This is a genomic window from Paenibacillus sp. FSL H8-0175 (genome assembly GCF_045040615.1).
Taxonomy (GTDB): Bacteria; Bacillota; Bacilli; order Paenibacillales; family Paenibacillaceae; genus Paenibacillus_AQ; species Paenibacillus_AQ odorifer.
The window spans coordinates 3331085-3354981 of record NZ_CP150299.1 but is presented as its reverse complement, the minus strand read 5'-3'; the positions used below and the strand labels follow the sequence as shown (position 1 = coordinate 3354981).

The following is a 23897-nucleotide window of genomic DNA, read 5'->3' as shown; positions in this document are numbered from 1 at the left end:
ACCATTTATATTTGATAATTAAGTTAAGCGTACCTACTGTACTTCTATATACTCGTCTTAACTTTTGCGGATATAGTACAAACCTCACGCAGATTATAATTGTATGAAAATGGGGGGTGTACTCAGATATGCCGGATCCTTTTGTTTCGAGACCTCTAGATGAAATAAGATTCTGGTCACGAATCATCAAAGAACACTCTTTTTTTCTTAAACCTTGGGTTTCGTTGTGAAGACACGCAACTAATTAATGAAGCAAACCATTTCTATGCCACATTCGAAGCCATAGAGAATAAATCACTCGGATTCACTGTGGATTCTGATCCAGTAGTAATATGGAAGTTTAATGAGGAAGTTCATAGTGCAGCATCACATATCTGGGCGTTTAAAAGGAAAATACTAGGTCTAATTCTACAATGTAAGCTTCCAGGCGGAACGAACTTCCCCTTATTAGTGGATCATGTCAGTAGGGAAGCCAACTATTTTCGAAATCGACTGTAAGAACTGAATCAGGGTAGGTTAGATCTTTTATCAGACGCAATTATTAATGAAAACCAAACCCCTGCTCAGTCAGCAACTTGACGAGAATAAAGTCTCAGTTAAATCTCTCCGTGACTTTAAGAAAACGGCACGTGATCTTATTGAGGAATGCCGAATAAAGAGCATCATCCATCCATTGCTTGCGGATCATGTATTCCGAGAAGCAGAACGATTCCTGTATATAATTGATGCATTTGAAGCCTCTTTGAATATGAATAAACAAATCGTATAGCATTACATGAAATCTATTTAAAAGCGATTAATGTTGCAATTAGAAGCAATGACAATGATGAAAGAAGCACTAAACAAAACAAAGGTTTCTAGTACAGCTATTAATGCCGCAAATAAAAAGATGGATGAATTATAATTAAATTCCAAAAACCACGTCAGAGTTTCCTCTAACGTGGTTTTTTTGGATGATAAGCTATTTTTTTGAATAAACAATTTTCTTAATACTATCCCTAGATAGGCAATATTCATCTGAAAGCTGGTCAACCGTTGCACCCACAGCAAACCTTAGACAGATTTCGATGTTTCTAGATCTTAAGTATTTTCTGCTCCCTGACTTTTCGCCCCATTTTACATGTGATTCTTCAGGCTTAGGGATATAAACCATACCCCCGTTGATATATTTCTGAATTTCCTCTAATAATTCTTTTGGGAAAATCGTATCTGCATTTACATATTTCATAATCGCTCTGCTCCTTAAACTTTTTATGAGTTTGAAGGTAGCAAAGTCTATTCTTTAAACAACCCATGCACACTGCACTAGCGGTAAAATCAATTTTTCGCTCTATACAAACAACCGCCGTTGTTTATAAGTCTAGACTTTGCATAGAGCTGATCGCTAATCTTCTCACGATTGTACACCCTCCTTTTTAATGTGTAATTACTTGTTTCAGAATACGCTCTGCTGTTTTTTCTCCATTCGCAATACAATCTGGAATGCCTACACCATAATAGGAGCATCCAGCAAGGATAACATTAGGATACCTGTCTGTCATCTTCTTCTCTAAGGATACTACAATTTGATGATGAAGTTTATGGTAGTTTGGCATTACATCATGCCATTTGGTCACATCGTAGGTAGCTGGCTGTCCTGTTATCCCGAGACTGGTCTGTATATCTTTCAAAGCCACCTTCAATAGTTCCTCTTCAGATAGCTTGATCAACGAATCATAATGAGGGTTTGAGCTTTTATAAAAGAGTCTGACAAGCAGACGCTGTTGTCCTGACGTATGCTCCCACTTGCGACTTGTCCACGTACACGCATTACATAGAACATCATCGCTGTTGGCAGTGATGAACCCTGTGCCATTCGCAGGCAGCTGACTGTCGGGGATATCAAATCCTAAATATACACTAATCATAGAACTATTATATAACTGATTGAAATCTTCATTTAGTTTTTCGTCTTGAAGTAGCGCTTGTGCAGTAGAATGCATCGTTCCAAGTACGACAACATCGGAGTCTATGATTCGTCCATCTGCCAAAGTTACCTGGTACTGCTCTCCACGCTTCTCAATTCTTTCGGCACGAATCCCTTTGATGATCTCCGAATTAGAAAGATGTTCTTCCATAGAGTCGATCAAGGCAGATACACCTCCCTTGAATGACATGAACTTCTTATCACCATTCCCTTGAAATTTGGCTTTATTTGCGGATAAGCCTTGAATAATACTGCCATATTCATTCTTATAATCAATCAAATAAGGCAGCGTTGAGGCAATTGTAAGTTCGCTTAGCTTCCCGGAATATACACCTGAAAGAACCGGTGAAATTTGCTTCTCGACAAGTTCTTTTCCAAAAAAAGCTTCTAGAAAATCACCCACGGAATCGTTTTTCGTAAACTTATTATTGGGAGTGTAGAAATCTTTGAGTGCTTCAACCTTTCCTTCAGCTGAGATCAGTTCTGTTGTAGCAAGCGACTCCATACTGAGCGGAATGCCAAAGACTGCATCTTTAGGAATTTGCTTCAGTTTACCTTCTGTATAAATAAAGGATATTCCTGTCGCGTTATATACAACCTCATTTTGAATACCCAACTCTTCAATCAGAGGTGCAACATTCGTTTTGCGAGTGACAATAGAATCTGCCCCAGACTCCATAATGAAGTCTTCTTGTTTTAGTGTTCTGATTTTGCCGCCCAGTCTATCGCTGGCTTCAACCAAAATGATTTTTACATCTAGCTTGTTATGCTCTATAGATTTCTGTAAATAGTAAGCGGTAGACAATCCAGTAATTCCCCCGCCAATCACGACAACTGTTCTCAATTCGTTGACACCTACCTCGTGGTTATAATCTGTTCAATTCAATTGTGTACATTATATCATAGGAATTTATAAGAATTTACATACCAACGTGTCAGATATGACACAAAAAAGCCGCGTTAAACGCGGCAATGATGGGCTAATAGTTATATATTTTCCTGTTTCAATGCATCGATAATGTTCTCTTTTTTCACTTTTGAGCTTGAATATAACATAGCTGCGCTAACGATGATAAACACTGCCAATATGACACACAAGATACTCATCCACGGAAGTGTGAATCCATAAGAGAAGCTGCTCATCATTGATCTATAGATCAAGTACATAATAACTATACTAATCGGAAGCCCATATAGTAGTGACTTTATTCCATAAAAAACACTTTCGTAATTAATCATTTTATTAAAACCATTTGGCGTCATGCCCACAGACTTCAGCATCGCAAACTCTCTTTTACGAAGAGATATGCTAGTTGATATCGTATTAAAAATATTCGCAATTGATATTAAAGTAATCAAAGCAATAAAACCATAGGTGAAAATAGACATTAACATGATCATCTGCTCACTATTTTGTCTATTTTGATACACATTTTGAACATAGATATTCCGCTCTTTCATTTCCTCTATGGCTTGTTGTGTCGCTAATGGGTTTGTGCTGTTCAAGTTAAGCCGGCTTTGAATATCTTTGCTCATCGCATCATTTGTTAGTTTATCGAAGACTTGTTCAGAGACGATGATGTTTATTCCACCAACCATTGCTGAATGTACTCCCATTGGACGTTTATCAGTTAGAGCGACAATTTTTACTGGTGATAAATCCGTCTCTTTTTTGGTATCCCAATCCGTATAAATAAGCTCAAGCTTTTGGCCGACTTCAGAGTGAAAAGCTTTGGTCTCAACAATTTTTTTAGCTTTCTCATCCTCAAAGGTAACCGTATCATTCACAATAGCAGTCATCTGATCAAGCTTCGTTAGTTGTTCATAATTTATACCGACCGTTTCTGCATAGGTTTTCAAACTCTGTTCATTTAGTGCATAGATCTGAATATAGTAAGGATATTTCCCGTTCTTTAGAACACTCTTATCCGCCTGCACAATCTCTTGCAATTCTTTTGCCATATTTTTCTCATCAATCCATGAACTCACACTGAGTTCCTTAGTCACATTATATTCCGTTATATTAGGTAATTTGGATATCGAGTTCGTCAACCGGTCCACTTTTTGAGCGTCCTCAGTCCCCATATATACTTGGATATCATAGTTCAAACCATCCTGTGAGAGTTCTACCGATCTTCTCATATTAGAAGTGAACGCTGATACAGATAAAAATAAAACAATACTAATGACAATTGAGAACACGGTTGCTTGGTACCTGCGTTTATTTCTTTTTAAATTCTTCAAACCAATTTCTGCTTCAATACCAAACAATCTGCGCACGAACTTGGATGTTTTCACCGCTTTACCTGAGAGCTTAACATCGGTTGTTTGTCTGATCGCATCAATTGCCGAGATCTTTGAAGCCTTTCTGGCTGGAAGATAGGTGGATATAAAAATTGTCAGTATTGAAACTAAACAAGCGGTTAGTAGAGACAGAGGTGTAACAATCAACGTTAATCTCTCAGTTATCCCTAATACATCTTTAATCATCGAATTGATAAACATAAAAGTGATCCCGATGCCTGCTATACCGCAAATGATCCCAATTGGAATACTAATTAAACCGATAATCATTCCTTCAAAAAACACTGAATTCTGCTTTTGCCACTTTGTAGCCCCTACACTGGAGAGCATCCCTAAATGACGTGCACGCTCCGAGACAGAGATTGCAAAAGCATTATAGATTAAAGAAACGGAACCAATGATAATCACAACCATAATAATTACTGACAATAAAAGAAGTGTGTTACGTAAGCCATCGTTATTCGTCACACCATAATAGCGGAGCAGACTATTATTGTAAGAGATCGACTCGATCTTATTTTCTTTTGCCAATTCCTCTGCATGCTTGTATATGGAGCTGTCCACCTTTTTTAATACAACCGTCGCTGTGGTTTTTTCAGCTGCTCCAATCATGCTTTCATCCACATAACTTATGGCAGTATAACCCGGAGACCATGTTGGTTCCCAAGTAGGACGTTTTATCACTCCCACAATCGTATAGTTCATTGATTTTTTATGAATAATCTTTTCAAGCAGGGTATCCTCTTCAGTCCGTAATCGTTCATTCTGAGATAGGGGTTGGCCACTATTTTCATCATCGCTAGTGACACGTTCACCCACATCAAGCGTTAAAGTTTCACCAATCTTGTAAGAGACTTTTGCATTCTTTGCAATCTCCTCAGAAATGACTACTTCGTGGTTTGTCTTCGGGAGTCTACCTTCCAGCAGTTCAATCGGGAATTGTTTAAAACCAGCTGCATTATATTCCTTGATATACCAATAGGGTTTATTCTCATTCTTCCCACCCTCTAAAGGGGCGTAGCCACGATCGTTGGAGATCACTAGGGCTTTTGTCGCATCATCTGTTTCTATCGCTTTGAGCTGAGCTTTAGTAACATTTCTATATTGGACATGCCATTCTCCATTTGTAGAGATACTTTGCTTCTTCATTAATTCCATAAAAGAAAAACCTAACGTCGCCACAGCCGTTACCATAGCTACTGAAATGATAACTCCAATGATAGTTACCAATGTTCTTCGCTTATTCTGTTTCAAATGTCTTATAGTTAATTTGTTTACGATATTCACGGACGAATCACCTCATCTTTAGCGATCCTTCCATCTTCAATAGTAATAACCCGATCTGCTTGCAAGGCAATACGTTCATCGTGAGTAATCACAATCAGTGTTTGATTATACGTTTTATTAAACATTTTTAATAATTCAATAATTTCACTGCTATTCTTGCTGTCAAGATTACCAGTTGGCTCATCTGCCAGCATAATTGCAGGGTTACTAATTAATGCTCTGCCTATGGATACCCGCTGCTGCTGTCCGCCTGATAGCTGATTCGGCAGATGGTTTAAACGATTTTCCAAATTTAACGCCTTCACGGTATCTGCAAATTGCTTCTTATCCACTTTATGCTGATCGAGCAGCAACGGAAGTGTGATATTCTCTTCAACCGTCAGCACCGGTATGAGATTATAGAACTGATAAATAAGACCAATTTGTCTGCGTCTAAAGATCGCCAGCTGTGTTTCATTCAAATCATAAATATCCGTGTTATCTACAAATACTTTACCACTTGTCGGTCTATCCACCCCACCTAATAAATGCAGAATCGTTGATTTTCCTGAGCCGGATGGTCCAATAATCGCTACGAATTCACCTTTTTTAATTGAAAAAGATACATCATCCAGAGCCTTTACTGCGGTCTCGCCTTTACCATATGTTTTAGACAGATGTTCAATCTTTAAAATATCCATTGTTAGACCCCCATTTGTTGATGAGATCAGTATATCTGTCTACAATGACTCTTCAGTGACTCTTAAGTGACATTCTAGTCACTAAGCCATAAGTGTTAAATCACTTGCTTGTAAAATTTGATCCGAAATTGTGTCCCCTTTCCTACTTCACTCACCACATCAATCGTGCCGTTTTGTTCAGTGATAATACTTTGCGCCAAGGCAAGTCCGATTCCAACGCTGTCTTCGTTTGCATTTGTACCCTTGTAGAATCGTTTGAAAATATAGGGGATCTCTGCCTTAGGAATTCCTTTGCCATTATCAGTAATGACAATTTCCGTGAACAGCGTGTTTTCTGCAAAAGAAATCGTAATCTCTCCCCCAGCAGGTGTATGCTCTACACAGTTTTTCAGAATATTAATCATCGCCTCAGTTGTCCAATTGTAATCGCCTATGAATGAGGTAGCGTCTTCACCTTCGATTAGGATCCGTTGCTCCTTTATATCCATTGGAATCAGTATGGGCTCCATAGATTTCTGAACAAGCTTCTTTACTTTTATTGAATCTTTTTTAAATTGAATGGTTCCGGCATCGATCTTTGAGAACTTTAATAATGAAGAAACCAGCCAGCCAATCCGATCGAGCTGAAGGCTGATTTTCCGCGTAAATTCTATTCTTTTCTCAACGTCCAGATCAGGATCGCTTAATAAATCTGCCATCACGGTCATGGAGGTAAGTGGTGTTTTGAGCTGATGGGAGATGTCGGAGATCGCATTGGTAAGCTTTATTTTATCCTCTTGCAAAAGCAAACGCTGCTCCGATAACATCAACGTCACCTTATAAATATCATTTTTCAGGATACTAAGCTCGCCTTCCTGATTATCACGAACATCGAGCGAATAATTACCGCTGCTAATTTGACGTAGATACCCTGAAAGCTTCTCAATTTCGCGGTATCTCCAGCGGGTAAATAATAAACAACAACCTATAAGCAGAACTGAAGTTACCGCCGTGATCCCCATCGCTGCTGATGAAATAAATGCCGTTCCTATAATCGCCAGAAGGCTGATCGTAGTCATCGTTAGTAATAACCATCTAAATTCTCTGTTTCGTAACATCTAATCACCAACCTTATACCCTAAACCGCGTACTGTTTTGATCAGTGTGGGTTCTTGCGGGTTATCCTCTAACTTTTCCCTTAAGCGTTTAATATACACAGACAATGTATTATCATTTACAAATTCTCCGGCGACATCCCAAATCCGCTCTAACAGCTGATTTCTGGAAAGGACTTGTCCCACATGATTAGCAAATATCAGAAGCAGACGATATTCTAATGCTGTTAGCAGAACTTCATCGCCGTTCTTATAAACTTTTCCTTCAAGCGTATTAATCCGTATATTCTCTAGTTCAAAATTAGATGGAGTTTGAGCCTGCTTGTTATATCTCCTTAACACCGATTTAATGCGTGATAACAGCTCGCGAATCCGAAATGGCTTAGTTATGTAATCGTCTGCTCCCATATCAAGTCCCATCACTACATTAACTTCGTCATCAATCGCAGTTAAAAAGATGACCGGAATATCGCTCCGCTCCTTCACGATCTTACACAGATCATATCCGCTGCCATCCGGTAGAGAGAGATCAAAAATGCAAAGTGTTACTTCAGATAACCGCTCCGCCAACACCCTCCTAGCAGAGGTTGCATCATAACATAAAATAGTTTCAAAATGATCCTGCTGCAAGGAATATTCAAGTCCTGAAGCAATCGTTCTATCATCCTCTACGAGCAATATTCTCATCAATGTTCATCCTAACCTAATAATTTGCGAAACCGTCATATTGAAAAAGCACTACACTTATATTGATGAATTTGCTGAAATCCTAAACGGAGCGCTAGCTTTCGGGAAGCTTCATTATCTAATGAACAGTCCCAGTAAGGTGTAAAACCATTTGTAAGTATATCCTCCGCTACTAAGGCCGCTAAATGAGTCCCCACTCCTCTATTCTGATACTTGGAGAGAGTTTCAATTCCGATAGCATGTGTATCCTCCGTAACGAAACTAGAATAACATACACCCATAATCTCAGTTCCCTCAACAGCAGCATATCCATAGCCTTTTGCCCTAAAGTCTTCTTTCGATGACCAGAATAAATCAATATTATCATGTACAAATTCTATATTCTTTAGATCTAAGTCCTCCCAGTCCAGCATTTTAAGATTTATAATTCTAATCGCATTATTAAGGGACTCAACGGGCTTGTGGAATAACTTGAACACCATTTGTTCAAAAGGATATAGCTTCCTAGAAGGAAACATCAATGCCAGATTCCATTCATTGTGTTGACCTGAGACTTCAAAATACTCCAGCCCAAGCTTTTTCATCCTCGGTGCAATATGACTGGATATATAACTATCTAAGCTCTTAATAAATAACTCATTGGTGTGATCGCCTATAATATAAAATCCTTGCATCCCCTTACTCCATACCAACGCGCTTTTTGGTGTTACAAGTTGATCTACAAAAATCCAGCCCGGATTATTTCCCTCGATAATGGAGAGAATTTCAGGATGAATAGGAGCACCTGTAAGTAACGGTTTCACTTCATTAAAATCCTGTTGAGATAATTCATGCATATGAACACTCCTCGCCAACAATTTATCTAAATCACTGATCAATACTTAAAAAGATTAAATCCCCTTTGTATATTCTATAAGATAATTCAGCAAATTGCTTATTATAAAATCCGATCCGGGTATCCTAAATAAAAAAGAATTGGACCCAATGCTTGACGCACAGGCCCAATCCTTTATTTGGAGTATCCTTAATGATCGAAATCAGCTTGCATTATTGACCTATCATACCACCGTCGACTGTATATAGAGAACCCGTTACGAATGAAGCCTCATCCGACAGAAGGAAGTTCATCACAGCGGCAACCTCTTGCGGTTCTCCGTAGCGTCCCATAGGTGTTGCAGCTTCGTTAGCTGCCTTGTATTCTTCTGCGCTTCCAAAATTATTTTCAATTTTACGCATCATTTGTGTATTGATCGTTCCTGGGAGTACCGCATTTACACGAATACCAAGTGGTGCAAGCTCATTTGCAGCTACGCGAGTCAGACCAATTACAGCATGCTTAGACATAATGTAAGGGGCCATACCTGGTGCACCCATGAGTCCTGCCAGAGAAGAAGTGTTCAGAATAGCACCTGATTTTTGTTTTTTCATCACAGGAATTACATAATGTAGTCCAAGAAATACACCACGTACATTGACGTTATATACAAGATCAAGTGCTTTAACGTTAAGCTCTTCGATTTGACCTGCTGGACCTTCAATTCCGGCATTGTTTGCAAAATAATCAATGGTTCCAAATTTTTCTACCGCTTTATTAACATAATTCTGAACGTCTTCTTCATTAGAGACATCCGCAGCTACAGCTAAAGAGTTAGTTTCATTTAAGCCTAAATCATGGATGACATTTTTTATCGCTTCTTCATTCAGATCGACAAGTACAAGATTCAGTTTACGATCAGACAATCGACGGGCAAGCTCTTTACCGATTCCACCTGCAGCTCCAGTAATTACAGCAGTTTTTACATATGATTCACTCATTGTATGTTCGCATCCTTTGTTATGAATTGGCTATATATTATAGTCTTAGGAGATGGGATAACCTATCTCTATTACTAGAGTACACCCCATTAGTTAACCTGTTCAATAATCAGAATTTTAAGTAATGTCGCCTAACCAACATACTTGCTCTACGTGTTTACTTATGTCTAAATCTTGAACATTAGCTGATCTTTTGTTACTTTTAAAGTAAGAACTATAAATGAACGATAAAAAGATCATAGCTGGAGGTAGTTTTTTTGATACAGGAAGAACATGAAGACAGAAGAACCAGAAGAACACGCCAAGCTCTGAAATCTGCATTCGTTGAGCTAATATTGGAAAATAGCTATGATTCAGTTACGATATTGGACGTGACTAATCGAGCGGATTACAATCGAGGGACTTTTTATAAACATTTTGAGAGTAAAGAGGCTTTGCTTAAGGAAATACATGATGAATTTCTACAGGGTATAGGAGAGGCGCTATTAGACCCTTATGAGGGATTGGAACGTATTGAGGCAACGGAGGTCTTCCCTTCCATTCTGCAGCTGTTCGAATATATTGAGGGGCATAAAGCGGAGTTTTTAGCCTTATCCGCAGTGGAACGAGGGAAAATGACTGTTGAACTGTTCGACCGTTTACGGGAATCCATGCGTGAGGATATGCGAATTGAGATAGAAGCTGATGCTGCTCCTGTGGATTATGAAATTATGTTAAGTTACCAAATGTCTGCTACAGTAGGTGTCATTATGCACTGGGCTGAAGTCAATTTCAAATATTCGGCGAGCTATATGGCAGAACAGTTAATTACACTGGTGAACAGCAAAATAGACCATATAGCTTTTATGAAAAAATCTAATGGGTAAGAAATGAATTGCAAGTGCCATATATAGGAACGAAATTTAAAAAACCAGCGCATTGAGAGATGATCTCAAATGCTCTGGTTTTTAGTAGCAGTGCTCTACTCAGCGAATATCTTTTACTCGAATATTGCTTCCTAACAGGCCCGAATCACTACTTAATCTGAATGACGGGTAATTCTCATCTGCTTCAAGTCGCATCTGTTCATCAAATAAAGATTCCTGTTGACGGTCCACAAAAAAAGTAAAGGGCTCTTTCTGAACTTCAATATCTGTAGCATGGGGTTCACTAATAATCTGAATTACGATCACGCCATTACAACCACAGCCCTCTGTATCGAAGAACAATTTAAAATAACCTGGTCGTTCACCAAGGTTTTCATTTAACTTTTCTGTAGTTAGAGAGTTCAATTGTATGAACATTGGATGATCTGCTCCTTATTTATAATTGAGTTACTACTTTCCCAAAGTATAGATTGATTTGCTTTCACTCTCGTGTGACTGCCATCACTTCTATTTTGACAAACATGAGTCTGAGGATAAATTAAGCCGACTTTTGAGTCTCCCGGGCACCCCCTAGCTTAAACACTAGAATACCGCCAACAATCACGAGTACTCCGACCAACTGCTTCCAGGTGAATGGAACCTTTTCAAGCCCTAACCAGCCGAGGGAATCCCACAATAAAGCAAACCCAAGCTGAGAGATTAATACGATCGAGATCGCATAGGTTGGCCCAAGACGTTTGGTGCCTTGCACGAGACAGATTACTACACCCACCCCGATCAATCCGCTGATCCAGTACCAAGGCTCCATATTTCGCAAAGTAAATATTCGGCCGCCTTCAAAGATAAGACTCATGATAAAGGAAGCCAGAAAACCCAACCCTAATACTAACGTCGTTGTGGCCCAAGATCCAACCTTTTGATTAACCTTCGTATTAAAAATATTTTGTAAACTAACGAATGAACCCGCGACAAGCGCTAATATTAACCCTAAAATCATAACGTAACTCCTCCAGTTGTTGATTGTATTCTCAGAATTTCAAAATCACTACTCCAGCAATCATCAACCCTATTCCAATAAACTGTGGGAGTCTCATTTGTCGTTTTTCCATCCCAAACCAGCCTTTAATATCAATTAAGAAGGTCAAGCATAGCTGTGCAATGAGCAATGTCGATATAGTAAAAGTAACGCCAATCTGTTGAATGGCAGTGACTTCACTGAAAATAACGACTGCGGCAAAAGATCCGCCAATTAGATATAATGGTTTTACTTCTTTTAATCCTTGCCATTTCCCATCTCTAACAAATAAAAGGATTAGTAACGACATGATAAATCCTGTTAACTGTGTAATTGTCGCAGCTTGCCAAGTCCCAATATCTTGACTAATTCGAGCATTAGATACTCCTTGCAGAGTGATACAAGCCCCCGCTAAAAACGCAAATATAATTCCTCTCATTTCTCTCTCTCCTCAACTTCGATCTCTTACATATTAAAAAGCAATTCAGGCCTTTAAAAAAGGACATCTGTCCTAAACCAAAATAAACGATGTTGTTGCCCCTATAAGCCTTTCGTATATTTTCAAAAAAAAGACCGCCTCAAGCCATCTCTTAGGCTTAAAACGGGCTTTCAGAACTTTAAATTGTGAATTAGGAAAGTAATTTATGCTCATGCAATTGATCGAAAATGATCTGTGTAACGACTGAAACACGATTTCGATCCTTATAAGATAACCAGGATAACTCTTCAATTTCCGACGCAGGACTAAGTGTACCTTCAAAATCCGCGATATAACATGTCATTTTAACTATGACGCCTTCAGCTTTACCGTGAGCTTCCGCTTCAAAGGTTCCAAAATAGGAGATGGTTTCTGGTTTAATACGAACAGAGATCTCTTCCTCGATTTCGCGCACGAGCGTCTCCTCGTCTGTTTCTCCAGCTTCTCTTTTTCCTCCAGGCAAATAATAGGTATCTTTCCCTTTGGAACGCGCACACAAAACTTGTCCATTCTGAATATGAATCCATGCAATTTTATCAATGATTGTAGTCATACAGTTCTCCCCATATTTTTTTCTAATAATTATATCATACAGCCAAGACCATCTATTTATACAACGTCTATATTTGATTTTTGTATGTGCAGCTTAGGTCAACCACATATTTCGTTATGAACAGCTCTGCAAATAGAATTGGTGGGCTCAGCAGGTTAGTGATAAAATATAAAAGTGAGTTTCTTTTGTCTTTTACATAGAGTAGCTTTACAACGTAGAGAAAGTCAGGCAGATAGCATCTCTCCTTAAGTGTATATTTTTCACTGAAAACTCTTTCCTTTTCAAACGTGGAATCTGATTATAACGTTAATTGTTTATAATTGGAAGAAGTACTTTCAAGCTCACCAAATTATAGGAGTGTGAATTCATGAAACTTCAATTCAACTTATTCCCAGGCGGATTATCAAAGGCGCTCACTATGAGCTATGATGACGGCCAGAAACACGATATCCGCTTGGCTGGTATTTTTGATCAATATGGAATTAAAGGGACCTTCCATTTAAATAGTGCAATGATCAATGCACCTGGGTTCTTATCGCCCGCTGATGTTAAGCATTCGCTCAGGAATCATGAAGTGTCCGCCCATTCCGTTACTCACCCACATCTAGAGCGTCTTCCTTTACCGATGGTAATTGAAGAGCTGTTCGAAGACCGTAAACGATTGGAAAAGCTGGTGGATTATCCAGTGCGAGGCATGTCCTACCCCTACGGTACATACTCTCAGGAGATAATTGCACCACTTCAGTCCGTTGGAATTGAATACAGCCGCACTGTTCACTCTACCAAACAGTTTGATATGCCTCTTAATTTCATGGAATGGCATCCAACCTGCCACCATATTGAAGATCTGCATCAGGTTTGGGAGCGATTCACCATGGAAGGACCCTCCCAGAAACTAAGACTCTGCTATGTTTGGGGCCATAGCTATGAGTTCGCACAGCAGAACAATTGGGAGCTAATCGAAACTTTTTGCCAACAAGCAGGTGGACATTCAGATATTTGGTACGCTACTAATATTGAGATTTATGATTATGTCACTGCCCTGTATTCACTGAAATTAAGTGCCGACAAAACGATTATCCGCAACAATTCTGCCATAGATGTTTGGGTATCTATAAATGATCAACCCGTTCAGATTAAGGGTGGAAGTATGATGACAACGAAATAATCATAAATACATAAAAAAGAGCGATGTTCAACATCGCTCTTTTTTTGTACTAATTATATTGATGTGATTCCGAATTATTTCGCTTGAAGTGTATATGTCACTGTTTTTGCTTTTTCTTCAAGGATTGGCGTATAGGTGAATGTCAGTACATTCCCCTTACGGCTTTTCATCCCTAACATTCTGCTCAGAATGTATTGATCTCTGCCATCATTTACTTTATCCCATTCTTTACGATCCTCACTAGTAATCAGTTGTTCACTGAGATTGACGATTTCTCCTGTACTGCTGTAGACAATATATAATTGAGTTGTATCTAATAAGCGAACGAGTGCCACATCCTCCGCGGCGTACTCCACTATGAAATCACCGGTTGCCCCGGTTAATTTCTCCATCTCAAACAACTTGCCCAAACCGCCATCCTTAGTAATATACTGAACGTTCTTCCCATCGGTCATATACACCTGAGTGGAAGGCACTTGAGGCGCGTGTGGATAAGCCGGAATCATATATTGATAATCCATTTGCTTAATTATTGTACCTGCTTGAACTAGTACCTGATAGCTGCTGTTGAAATCATAAAACATTGCATAATGATTGTCCGTTAATTGAAGTAAGTCCGTGCCATTTCCAAGTTTTTTAATCTCAAATCCATGATTGTAAGCTGACTCCTTAAGGGGTAGTTGGCCAATAATTACTGGTTTCCCAGCTGCCGTAGCCCGGTAATATAAATTTGCGTTTTTTTGAGATATCCAATAGGATCTACCTTCTACAGAAGCAGCAACAAATCTAGGTTCATCTACGATTTGGATAACCCCATCCGTTTTATTAAACGCGGTTTTACCCCCAAGTACACTGACTGCAGAGACCAAGGGCATGTACAACGAACCTTTTATGATACGCGGAGATTTTGTTAATGCCATCGCTGCCCCGTTCACTTTTGACGTTGCAGCACCCGCGGTGAAGATGACTTCACGCTCTGGACGTACCAGCTTGGCCATTTTGGACTTTTGATCCCACGATAACGTATAACCCATAGCATCTGCAAGTGATTTCAAGGGTACAAAAGTTGTATTCTCCGCGATCACTTGTTTACTGCTGATTCCAATTTCTTTATAGTTGAATTGAATTTGCTTGTCTGCTTGCGCAGATACCGCTCCATACCCAGTACTTAAAATCAAAACTGCAAAGATCCCTAGTGTTACCTTCCATTTATTCATTTCTATCCGTCTCCTTCGACCTTATAATCATATGTAATTAGACGGAAGATAATGGAAAAAGTTTCTTCTCACCCTCTAGCAAACTCATAAAATGCCAAAGCATCCTCCCAAGTTGGGAATCCTGCTTGCGCCAGTTTATCGCTGCCCCCGCCTTTACCATTATAGCTGCCTAGATGAGCTTTGAAAAAAGCTCCACAGGAAATCTCCGTGCTCCCGTTCTGCGCAAACACAACCTTATTCTCCGCAGAAGTAGCTAATAATACAGGAAGATCACATTTCGAAGTCAGCTTATTAGCTAAGCTCTGTAGATCTTTTAGCGATTTATCTTCAAATACTTGTGCGATCATCTTTCCCGCTTGCTCATTTAAAAGCTCTTGCACAACATAGTCGTCATTTTTTTCTTTAAGCAGGTAAATTTCAGCTTGCAGCAGCTTTTGTTCATTTTCCCATTTTTCAATTCGATCAATAATCTCATCTTTGCCTGTGTTGAATTTGGAAGACAGTGTTCCAAGGATTTGCTGACTAGTATTAAATTCCTCTAAAGCACGATATCCACATTTAAAATAAATCCGCGTGTTCGCTTTTATTTTCTCAGCTTTTAAAAGCTTAATCATTCCAATTTCACCCGTTGAGGACACATGTGTCCCCCCACAAGCGTTGTATTCAACATCTTTGATCTCAACAATCCGGATGTTCTCTGTCACTTTTGGCTGTTTAACCAATTTAAGCTGTGCAGCCTCTTCCCCTGTTACGAAATAACTGAGAATATTGTGATTTAAGTAAATCTGCCGATTAACTTCTCTCTCTATGGAGTACAGTTGATCAGCAGACAGTTCTGAAACTTCTATATCAATAGTGCAATAGTCCTCACCTAAATGAAAGCTTAAGGTCATAAAGTTATGTTTTTCTAGACAAACCGCTGAGAGCAAATGCTGGCCACTATGCTGCTGCATATGGTCAAATCTTCTATTCCAATCAATCTGACAAGTTACCGATTCCTCATTAGGTAAACGTTCCAGCTTATGCAGTACAAGCTCTTCCTCACTGATTACATCAAGCACAGGAATTCCCTGAATAGATCCAAGATCACAGGGTTGTCCACCACCATGCGGATAAAAAGCCGTCTCCTCCAAAAGAACATAAAGCCCATCTTCTCGTTCTATGGTTTCAGTCACACGGGTTGGCCAATCAGTCTGGTATGTAGAATTGTAGTATAGTTTGTTGGTCATAAATGGTTTCCTCTCTTTTTTACGTTATCGACATATTAAGTTTATAGTATCATAACGGATAGTTTGAATCTTATTATTTCAAAATAACCAGCTCCACGCAAAAACTGCGTAGAACTGGTATTAGGGTAATTAACAAGAACAAGTAGCATCTTTTAAATTTCTAATGGCAATTGCATTTAGTCGAAGCGCTTCTACTATTGAGTCTCTTACTGCTAACAATTCAAATCTTTCACGACTGCCAATAGGCAACCTGCAAAGAATGGCTTCAATTCTTTTAAGACTTTCTTTCAGAACCACTCTTTGCTTACGCAATGCGTTCAAAGCTCTTTGAATTTTTCTCTTCTCTGCAGCAGTCATAAACTACCACCTCTTTTCGATTGTGATAGTATATGAGATGCTTATTCCCCCTTATTTGCTTGTACAATCCGGAAACCAAATAACTATATTTACTCTTTTTTGCTAGCTTCCATGATAGGAACGGACCAGTCTACATTAGCATACATTCGATTGTTTATCGTGCGCACTAATTGAAGCTGCTCGGGAATTTGTGTAAGGCCATCGGCACGGAATTGGAAATATTTCTTTTGATTATTTGACTGAGACTCGATAAATTCAATATAACCATCTTTCCATCCTACCCCTTTAGTAGTAAAAGCTCCTTGTTCAGTGAGTTTGTACTCCTTGCCATCTAGTGTCTTAAATATCCATTCACTATTTAAAAACTCATTTCTCAATCTTCCTCTAAAATGTAATACACCTTCCTTCGCTGATACATTGTTATCGGGAGATGACTCCACTGTAAAATCATTTAACATCAGTTCATCCCCGTCAAATGCAAAGGGAATCGGCTGTTCTTTCAACTTGGCAGGCTCAAATTGCACACTAGAACCATCCTTCTCTGGGATGAAATATCCATCCAATACGAAAGTATAAGGCGTATCCTGAGGTAAATATTTAAACGTATAGCTCCAGTGCATAAGTCCCTTTGTTGCCCCGGGAAGGTTAGAGTAGGACATCACGCTATTCTTATTAGGAAACTTTCTAGCATTAACACTGTGAATCTCTTCGCCTGCTGTATCCTCAAAATGGAATTTCAAGCCCTGTTGCTTCCATAGTTCGCCAGGAGAACGGGTCAATGCCTCTTCACTCAATTGCGTATCAAACTCAAAACGAACACCTTGCACCATATGAGTTAATTTTTTCAAGGTCACAGTTAAACCGTCCGGGGAGGTGTAGCTACCCGTTAGTGGCATGGAGGTTGTTTGTTTATTCGCTTCTGTCATATCCATAGAAAAATTGAAATTCCAATCGCCTTTAAGAGTAGGGATGTTCTTGCGTTCACTTCCCAATTCAGTAATATGACCTTCGACCGTAATTCGATCAGTTTGCAGAGGTTCAGTGAAATTAGCGATCAAATAGTAAAAGTCACTGGTAAATCCTATATCGTATAACTCCCCAACAACCTTCCCTTGATCATCCTTAATCGCAATACTGTTCCCATCATTAAGGGCCAACCGCTTTTTATCATGCTTTCCATCTGGTCCAAACAACTGTAACGCAACAATTACCCGTGTAGGATCTGCCACTGCTTCATCTATTTTGATTGTGTAGCCCTTATCCTTCACCTTAATATTAGGATGCTCTACCAACCCAAATTCTTGTGCTCGTAGAAGGCCAATGTCCATGTTGTTTTTTACAAAAAGAGAACGTAAAGTCTCTGCCAGTGTAGGAACGGAATATAAGATCACGGCACTTAGCACAACCAGTAACAACGCCGCACCCATAAATAATCTCAGCAACTTATTGCGCTTCGGATGCTTGCGATTCCTTTGTGTTGGAGTAAATTCCTCAAGCTCTACTTGTTCCAAAGAAGCCATTACTTGAGCAGTAAATGAATCTGGTAAGCGCTCTTCATACATAGCCTGCGACCATTCAGCTTGTTCCTCAAGCTCTGCTTCGTAGATCATATTACAATGCGTACAAGTTGCCATATGTTCAGCTACGGCTTGATCTCGTAAGATAGATTTGCTTAAAATATATTCTTCGATCTCATAGGAATTTAAGCACCTCATCGGTCTTCACCTCCTGGAGTGTAATTAGCTGCTTCAAACGCTGTTTAGCCCGGTATAAATCATTTTGAATCTTGCTTAATGGAACATCTAGAACCATACACATTTCTTCATAGCTTAAATCATTGGTATAACGAAGCAGTAAAGCCGTACGATAATTAGACGGGAGCTTCTGCATCAGGTGAAGCAGCTCTGTGCGATGCTCCGATCGCATTAATTCTTCTTCTGGATTATCCGAAAGAGAATGTTCGGCATTGTCGTCCGGCAAACTCGCTGTCGGTCGGTCTTTTTTCCACAAATCCTTCAGTAAATTAGTCGCGATAGCATATAGCCACGCCGCAAAATTCTTATCCAAATCATGTGAGGCCAGCTTACGGTAAGCTTTAATAAACGTCTCCTGCGTTATGTCTTGTGCATCTTGATGATTGGCTCCCATTCCTCGCAAAAGCCCATAAATTTTATTCTTATATCGATTTACAAGATACGAATAGTCTTCTTTATGCCCATCGAGAACATTTTGGATCCATAGCCTCTCATCCTCTTTTTCAACTTTCGGTACATGTCCCTTCACCTTGAAGCCTCCTTGAAGCACGATACTATATAGACGATCCCTATTAAAAAAACTCTCACTTTATACAAAAAAAAGTAGATCTTCAAATAAAACGAAGACCTACTGTGTAATCTACCGATTACGTTTTAGAACAAAATACAATAATTGATCCATTTCTAAAGCCATAGAATCACTGAAGCGCTAAAGAAACCACTTTACTCCAATAAATTAACTCTTCATCCCTGCCATATGCCCCGATACATTGAAATCCTAATGGCATGTTATTTATAGAGGCAGCTGGAATACTCACCGCAGGCGCTCCAGCATATGACCAAATGGCCGTCATTCCGGTCCATCCGGTTCGTGAACCCCACAGCGGAGCTGTTCCTGCCTGAGCTGGCGAAACCCACAAATTAATCCCCTGTGACTTCTGCACATCTAATAGATCGGTTCTGAGCTTGATTTGTCCGCTACGATATCCTTCCAGTTCTTCCTCAGTGATGGTTCGTCCAGATAAAATAGCCTGCCGTACGGTATCCTCATAAAGATCTTTATAAATATCAAATAGTGAATGATGGACTTGCGCCATTTCTCCGTGAACAAACCGCACCATGGCATCTCCGTAGATAAAGCTATCTTCCCACGGCATCGCAACTGTTTTTATGCTGAACCCTGCTTCCTCAAGCTTCTTAAGCTGCTTCTGAAAGGTTATCTTGGTGTCATCCTCCAATAATGTCATGTATACACCTTCGGGTATCCCTAGCACAGGTTTATGAGCTTCATTAAATGGTTTCCATTCTGTTATTAGCTCCGCGGCGAGAAAGTCCATACCCTCCATATCCTGAGTGAAAAATCCAAACGTATCAAAAGATGGCGACATCAATTGGACACCATCTATAGGGATACGCCCATAACTAGGTTTAAAGCCGACCACTCCGCAAAATGAAGCAGGTGCCATAACAGAACGCAAGGTTTGTGTACCTATCGCAAATGGACAGATACCCGCGGCAACCGCAGCAGCAGAGCCTGCACTAGAGCCGCCAGGCGTATGATTTAGCTGATGAGGATTGCGGGTTGTGATAGGTCCGGCATAAGCAAATTCCTCCGTCACTGTTTTGCCGGTGAACCAAACCCCTTTTTGCCGAAGCTTTTGAATAAAACTGCCCTCAGACTTCGTCAATGCTTGTGGGGGAAGGTTCGACCCTGCACGGGTAGGCAACCCGTCTAAGTGAATTAAGTCTTTGATCCCAACAGGTATTCCATATAGCGATGGGTTAGGAAATTCCGAATACTTCTCTCTTACCCTAGCCACTTCATTTTTTATTCTATCTGCTCGGTTCTCCTCTGGCACAAAAGCACGCACGTGTGGTTCTACTTTATTGTAAAGATCTAAATACTGCGTAAGATATCTATCCATGGTCACATCTGAGGTCTTATTGCCCTGAGCAAACTGAGCTAACGAAGATTTATTAATGTACATGTCTGATTGGAGCCCTCCTTAATATTCACTTAAACCAGGAAGCCATTTGAAGACGATTGTATTAATTTGGAACAGCTTCATGTTACTAGTTAACCTTATCTATGGCTATACTTTAGTTCTCTATTTCTATTTTCATCCACAATATTGATTACACGATCCACCCACCCTTGATAAAATTGCTCCTCATGAGAAACTAGAATCACTGTACCTTTAAATTGGATTAAAGCATTCTGTAAAGCATCTTTTGTTTCGGCATCTAAGTGATTAGTGGGCTCATCTAAGATTAAGAAATTACATGCTGTAAGTAATAAAAGACATAGCTTAACTTTGGATTGTTCGCCACCGCTGAGTGAACGGATAGGCTGTGTAACGTGACTATCTTTTACAACACATAATGATAAATGACGACGTATTTCCTTAATAGTCAATTTTGGATAAAACGATGCGACGATTTCAATGGGTGTCATGCTATCGTTTTCCCAAATTAAATCTTGCTCGTAGTAACCAATAGAGACTTGTTCGGCAAAGCGGAATGCTCCGGCAACACAGGGGATCTGACCAACTAATGTTTTCAGCAATGTTGATTTTCCGATGCCGTTAAAGCCTGCTATGACTATCTTTTGTCCTCCTCGAATGGAAAATGTTAATTTTGGCAGCAGCGGCTTATCGTAACCAACCACAAGATGGTCTACTCTAAGCGCAACTTGTGCAGTAACAGGAAGCTCTTGAAAACGGATAGATGCTTTAGTGACAAACGTCGGTGCAGCGATTCTCTCCATACGATCCAGCTGCTTCTGACGGCCACGGGCAATTCTAGAATTAACACCAGCACCATTTTTCCGGATATATTGCTCAGTGGCTTCAATTTTTTTCTGCTGTGCATGGTACTGCCGGATATGGCTTTCGCGAAAATGCTCCTTCTGTCTCAAAAAATCAGCATATTTGCCATGATATTTTTTAATCGTTTCCCCTTCAATATCGCAAATGCTTGTTGATATTTTATCGAGAAAAGTGTAGTTATGAGAGACCACAATGAAGGCTTGATCGAACGCTATCAGATATTCAGCAAGCCAGTTAATATGCGTGGTGTCGAGATAATTGGTGGGCTCGTCGAGCAATAACACATCAGGTTGTTCAAGCAACAGCTTTGCCAATATAACTTTGGTTCGCTGCCCCCCACTAAGCTGATCAATAGGACGGTCCATCCCCATTGCATTTAGTCCTAGCCCCGTAACCACTTTACTGATATTGCTCTCGATAGAATAATAGTCGAGCGCCTCAAGTCGTTCCTGAAGGTCTGCTGCCTTCTGCAAAAGCACTTCATTGCCAGAAACAGCACATTCCGCATAAAGTGCATTCATCTTTTCTTCCATTTCGTATAATTCAGTGAACGCTCTCCTTAAATAACTTTGAACGGTACTTGACCCATCAATAACCGCGTATTGATCAAGATGACCTATTTTGATATTGGGCTGCCATTTAATCGTTCCACCATCAGGAATCACCTCGCCCGTCAGAATACCAATCAATGTGCTTTTCCCTGTTCCATTCTGACCCACTACACCTACATGCTCCCCTTTGTAGACTTCCAAAAAAACCTGTTTATACAGCACTTTATCTCCAAAAGCATGTGATACATTAGAAACCTCAAGTAAACTCATTTGCTTTCCTCTTTTCTATAATTGTTTTTAAGCACAAAAAAAGCAGAAGACACCGCGCCCTTGGGCGCAAGCCTTCTGCTTATTAGTGCACGAATAGACGGCACAAATAGATAATTGTCAGTTTGGAAACTGAACATTATAAACACAAAAGGCTGTAGACGAAAATTGTCTACAGCCTCTTAATCATTAACATCGGAAGATGGCGTAATCAAATAAGCATGAATAATCACACTAAAATGACCTAGCTAGCTTTCGATGATATAAAAAGCGATTCGCTTTTTGATTAAGCTCCGGACAACGTTTCATCGTTTGTATCCGATTGTTCGGAGCAGCTTCTGGTATATAATTTTTCAGTTTCCACATGAATCATGTTGAACCATCCCTTCGTTTGGCTACATTTTAAATCGTGTATCCGCACTTGTCAACCACCATCCGAGAGGTGCTGTTATTTTTTGCGGGCGCGTTTGACCGTACCGATCCTAGTCCCTTGAGGAATAGTAATGAACTGGCTCTTCGATACACCAATAAGCTGTGAAGTATAAATACTACTATGTCCGGAGAATAAATAACTCACCACACAAGCGATAAACATGTATATGGCTCCTTCCGAACCAAACAGCTCGATCCCCATTAAGAAGCAAGCGATAGGCGTGCTAGTAGCTCCACAGAAGACAGCAATAAAACCGAGGGCAGCTAAAAAGGGTCCATACACATGTAATATTCCAGCCAAGACATTTCCTAGTGTGGCACCAATCGTAAATAACGGAGTAACCTCACCACCCTGAAATCCTGTTCCTAAGGTAAAGGCGGTAAAGATCAGCTTCCATAAAAAAGCGAACGGCGAGACATCTCCCTCAAAAGAATCCTTGATTAACGGAATTCCGAGGCCTAAGTAATCACGAGACCCTACAAGGAATACTAAGGCAATGATAATTAATCCACCTACGGCACCTTTTATCATTGGATTGCTTATCCTGGCGGTGAAGATTTTTTTTAGAAAATGAGTCAGTTCACTGAAAAGCATACTCACGAGACCAAAAATTACAGAGGCCAATACCACTTTTAGAATAATCATTAAACTTAAAGCTGGAAATTCGTTCACTACATAGTGTGTATGATGAACACCCCACAATCGAGTGGTGACCAGATCACCAACAAAACTAGCCACAAAACATGGAAGTAATGCCTGTTGGCTAATAAGTCCAATGGTTACTACCTCTAGACCAAATAAGGTTCCAGCCAGCGGTGTTCCGAAAATAGAACCAAAGCCTGCACTGATCCCGCACATTAACAGTATCTTACGATCCAGAGGACTGATTTTAATCAGCTTTCCGAACCATTCCGCAAGGCTTCCGCCCATTTGAACAGCTGTCCCTTCACGCCCAGCGGATCCACCAAATAAGTGGGTTACCAGTGTCCCGAACAATACTAAGGGTGCCATCCGTAATGGAATGGTCTCGTTACCATCCTGAATTTGTTCTATAATAAGGTTATTTCCTTTAGCGCTGTTTTTTCCGTAACGCATATATAGGAAACTAACAAATACTCCCCCAAGAGGCAACAAATAAAGTAGCCCTGGATGCTCTAAACGTACATCTGTTACGTAATCCAAGCTTTTTAGAAAAAAAGCAGAGGCGGTGCCGGATAAAATACCAACTACACTGCCGAGCACAATCCATTTGATAAATGTACTCCAAAGAGCAAAATAACTTCGCTTCTTAGTGATTTCAAACCATCGGGTAGACCATGGATTCATCTCGACAGCTCCTAAGGACAAA

22 protein-coding genes and 1 pseudogene are annotated in these 23897 nt (G+C 39.9%); 3 read left to right on the top strand and 20 right to left on the bottom strand.

The annotated features are described in order from the left end of the window. Positions 1-128 precede the first annotated feature (128 nt). A pseudogene (locus tag MHH46_RS15045) lies at positions 129-769 on the top strand (DUF2935 domain-containing protein). A gap of 192 nt (positions 770-961) precedes the next feature. On the opposite strand, the gene MHH46_RS15040 reads toward MHH46_RS15045, so the two are convergent. The 8 genes from MHH46_RS15040 to MHH46_RS15005 all read right to left on the bottom strand — a co-directional run bounded on the left by MHH46_RS15040 (position 962) and on the right by MHH46_RS15005 (position 9833). Then, positions 962-1228 (bottom strand): CD3324 family protein, encoded by a 267-nt coding sequence (locus MHH46_RS15040; RefSeq protein ID WP_038570858.1) that lies wholly within the window; start codon positions 1226-1228, stop codon positions 962-964. A 187-nt stretch (positions 1229-1415) separates the two neighbouring features. Continuing rightward, the gene (locus tag MHH46_RS15035) at positions 1416-2810 is read right to left on the bottom strand and encodes a protoporphyrinogen oxidase (protein WP_076190419.1); all 1395 of its coding nucleotides are present in this window, start codon (positions 2808-2810) and stop codon (positions 1416-1418) included. 143 nt (positions 2811-2953) lie between these two features. Continuing rightward, the gene (locus MHH46_RS15030) at positions 2954-5557 is read right to left on the bottom strand and encodes an ABC transporter permease (protein WP_076190420.1); all 2604 of its coding nucleotides are present in this window, start codon (positions 5555-5557) and stop codon (positions 2954-2956) included. Continuing rightward, positions 5554-6237 carry an ABC transporter ATP-binding protein gene (locus MHH46_RS15025; protein WP_076125806.1) on the bottom strand — a complete coding sequence of 228 codons (684 nt, stop codon included), beginning with the start codon at positions 6235-6237 and terminating at the stop codon, positions 5554-5556. The genes MHH46_RS15030 and MHH46_RS15025 overlap by 4 nt, the downstream gene beginning before the upstream one ends. A gap of 95 nt (positions 6238-6332) precedes the next feature. After that, positions 6333-7334 carry a sensor histidine kinase KdpD gene (locus MHH46_RS15020; RefSeq protein ID WP_076125808.1) on the bottom strand — a complete coding sequence of 334 codons (1002 nt, stop codon included), beginning with the start codon at positions 7332-7334 and terminating at the stop codon, positions 6333-6335. After that, positions 7335-8018, bottom strand: a complete 684-nt coding sequence (locus MHH46_RS15015) for a response regulator transcription factor (RefSeq protein WP_076125811.1) — start codon at positions 8016-8018, stop codon at positions 7335-7337. Between the two features lie 35 nt (positions 8019-8053). Beyond that, positions 8054-8896 (bottom strand): GNAT family N-acetyltransferase, encoded by an 843-nt coding sequence (locus MHH46_RS15010; RefSeq protein ID WP_405132619.1) that lies wholly within the window; start codon positions 8894-8896, stop codon positions 8054-8056. Between the two features lie 169 nt (positions 8897-9065). Further along, positions 9066-9833 (bottom strand): SDR family NAD(P)-dependent oxidoreductase, encoded by a 768-nt coding sequence (locus MHH46_RS15005; RefSeq protein WP_076190422.1) that lies wholly within the window; start codon positions 9831-9833, stop codon positions 9066-9068. Positions 9834-10090: 257 nt separating this feature from the next. On the opposite strand from MHH46_RS15005, the gene MHH46_RS15000 reads away from it, so the two are divergent. Continuing rightward, a complete protein-coding gene (locus MHH46_RS15000; RefSeq protein WP_076190423.1) occupies positions 10091-10699 on the top strand; it encodes a TetR/AcrR family transcriptional regulator in 609 nt (202 codons plus the stop codon). A 99-nt stretch (positions 10700-10798) separates the two neighbouring features. On the opposite strand, the gene MHH46_RS14995 is transcribed toward MHH46_RS15000, so the two are convergent. The 4 genes from MHH46_RS14995 to MHH46_RS14980 form a co-directional block, all read right to left on the bottom strand. Next, the gene (locus tag MHH46_RS14995; RefSeq protein WP_076125818.1) at positions 10799-11116 is read right to left on the bottom strand and encodes an iron-sulfur cluster biosynthesis family protein; all 318 of its coding nucleotides are present in this window, start codon (positions 11114-11116) and stop codon (positions 10799-10801) included. 121 nt (positions 11117-11237) lie between these two features. After that, positions 11238-11696, bottom strand: a complete 459-nt coding sequence (locus tag MHH46_RS14990; protein WP_076125820.1) for a DMT family transporter — start codon at positions 11694-11696, stop codon at positions 11238-11240. A gap of 31 nt (positions 11697-11727) precedes the next feature. Beyond that, positions 11728-12153: a DMT family transporter gene (locus tag MHH46_RS14985; protein ID WP_076190424.1), complete on the bottom strand. Its 426-nt coding sequence runs from the start codon at positions 12151-12153 to the stop codon at positions 11728-11730. Between the two features lie 190 nt (positions 12154-12343). Further along, entirely contained in the window at positions 12344-12745 is a 402-nt protein-coding gene (locus MHH46_RS14980) for an NUDIX domain-containing protein (protein WP_076125824.1), read from the bottom strand. Positions 12746-13112: 367 nt separating this feature from the next. On the opposite strand from MHH46_RS14980, the gene MHH46_RS14975 reads away from it, so the two are divergent. Continuing rightward, on the top strand, positions 13113-13913 hold the full coding sequence (locus tag MHH46_RS14975) for a polysaccharide deacetylase family protein (protein WP_076125834.1): 801 nt from the start codon (positions 13113-13115) through the stop codon (positions 13911-13913). A gap of 74 nt (positions 13914-13987) precedes the next feature. Here MHH46_RS14975 and MHH46_RS14970 read toward each other — a convergent pair whose 3' ends face one another. The 8 genes from MHH46_RS14970 to MHH46_RS14935 all read right to left on the bottom strand — a co-directional run bounded on the left by MHH46_RS14970 (position 13988) and on the right by MHH46_RS14935 (position 23875). Beyond that, entirely contained in the window at positions 13988-15130 is a 1143-nt protein-coding gene (locus tag MHH46_RS14970) for a copper amine oxidase N-terminal domain-containing protein (RefSeq protein WP_076190425.1), read from the bottom strand. 68 nt (positions 15131-15198) lie between these two features. After that, entirely contained in the window at positions 15199-16359 is a 1161-nt protein-coding gene (locus tag MHH46_RS14965) for a DHHA1 domain-containing protein (RefSeq protein WP_076190426.1), read from the bottom strand. Between the two features lie 129 nt (positions 16360-16488). Further along, the gene (locus tag MHH46_RS14960) at positions 16489-16716 is read right to left on the bottom strand and encodes a hypothetical protein (protein WP_076190427.1); all 228 of its coding nucleotides are present in this window, start codon (positions 16714-16716) and stop codon (positions 16489-16491) included. An 89-nt stretch (positions 16717-16805) separates the two neighbouring features. Further along, a complete protein-coding gene (locus MHH46_RS14955) occupies positions 16806-18431 on the bottom strand; it encodes a DUF4179 domain-containing protein (protein ID WP_076125839.1) in 1626 nt (541 codons plus the stop codon). Continuing rightward, the gene (locus tag MHH46_RS14950; RefSeq protein ID WP_076125840.1) at positions 18409-18999 is read right to left on the bottom strand and encodes an RNA polymerase sigma factor; all 591 of its coding nucleotides are present in this window, start codon (positions 18997-18999) and stop codon (positions 18409-18411) included. The genes MHH46_RS14955 and MHH46_RS14950 overlap by 23 nt, the downstream gene beginning before the upstream one ends. Before the next feature lie 169 nt (positions 19000-19168). Next, on the bottom strand, positions 19169-20458 hold the full coding sequence (locus tag MHH46_RS14945) for an amidase (RefSeq protein ID WP_076190428.1): 1290 nt from the start codon (positions 20456-20458) through the stop codon (positions 19169-19171). A gap of 95 nt (positions 20459-20553) precedes the next feature. After that, positions 20554-22119: an ABC-F family ATP-binding cassette domain-containing protein gene (locus MHH46_RS14940; RefSeq protein WP_076190429.1), complete on the bottom strand. Its 1566-nt coding sequence runs from the start codon at positions 22117-22119 to the stop codon at positions 20554-20556. 445 nt (positions 22120-22564) lie between these two features. Continuing rightward, a complete protein-coding gene (locus MHH46_RS14935) occupies positions 22565-23875 on the bottom strand; it encodes a voltage-gated chloride channel family protein (protein ID WP_076125845.1) in 1311 nt (436 codons plus the stop codon). Positions 23876-23897 lie beyond the last annotated feature (22 nt).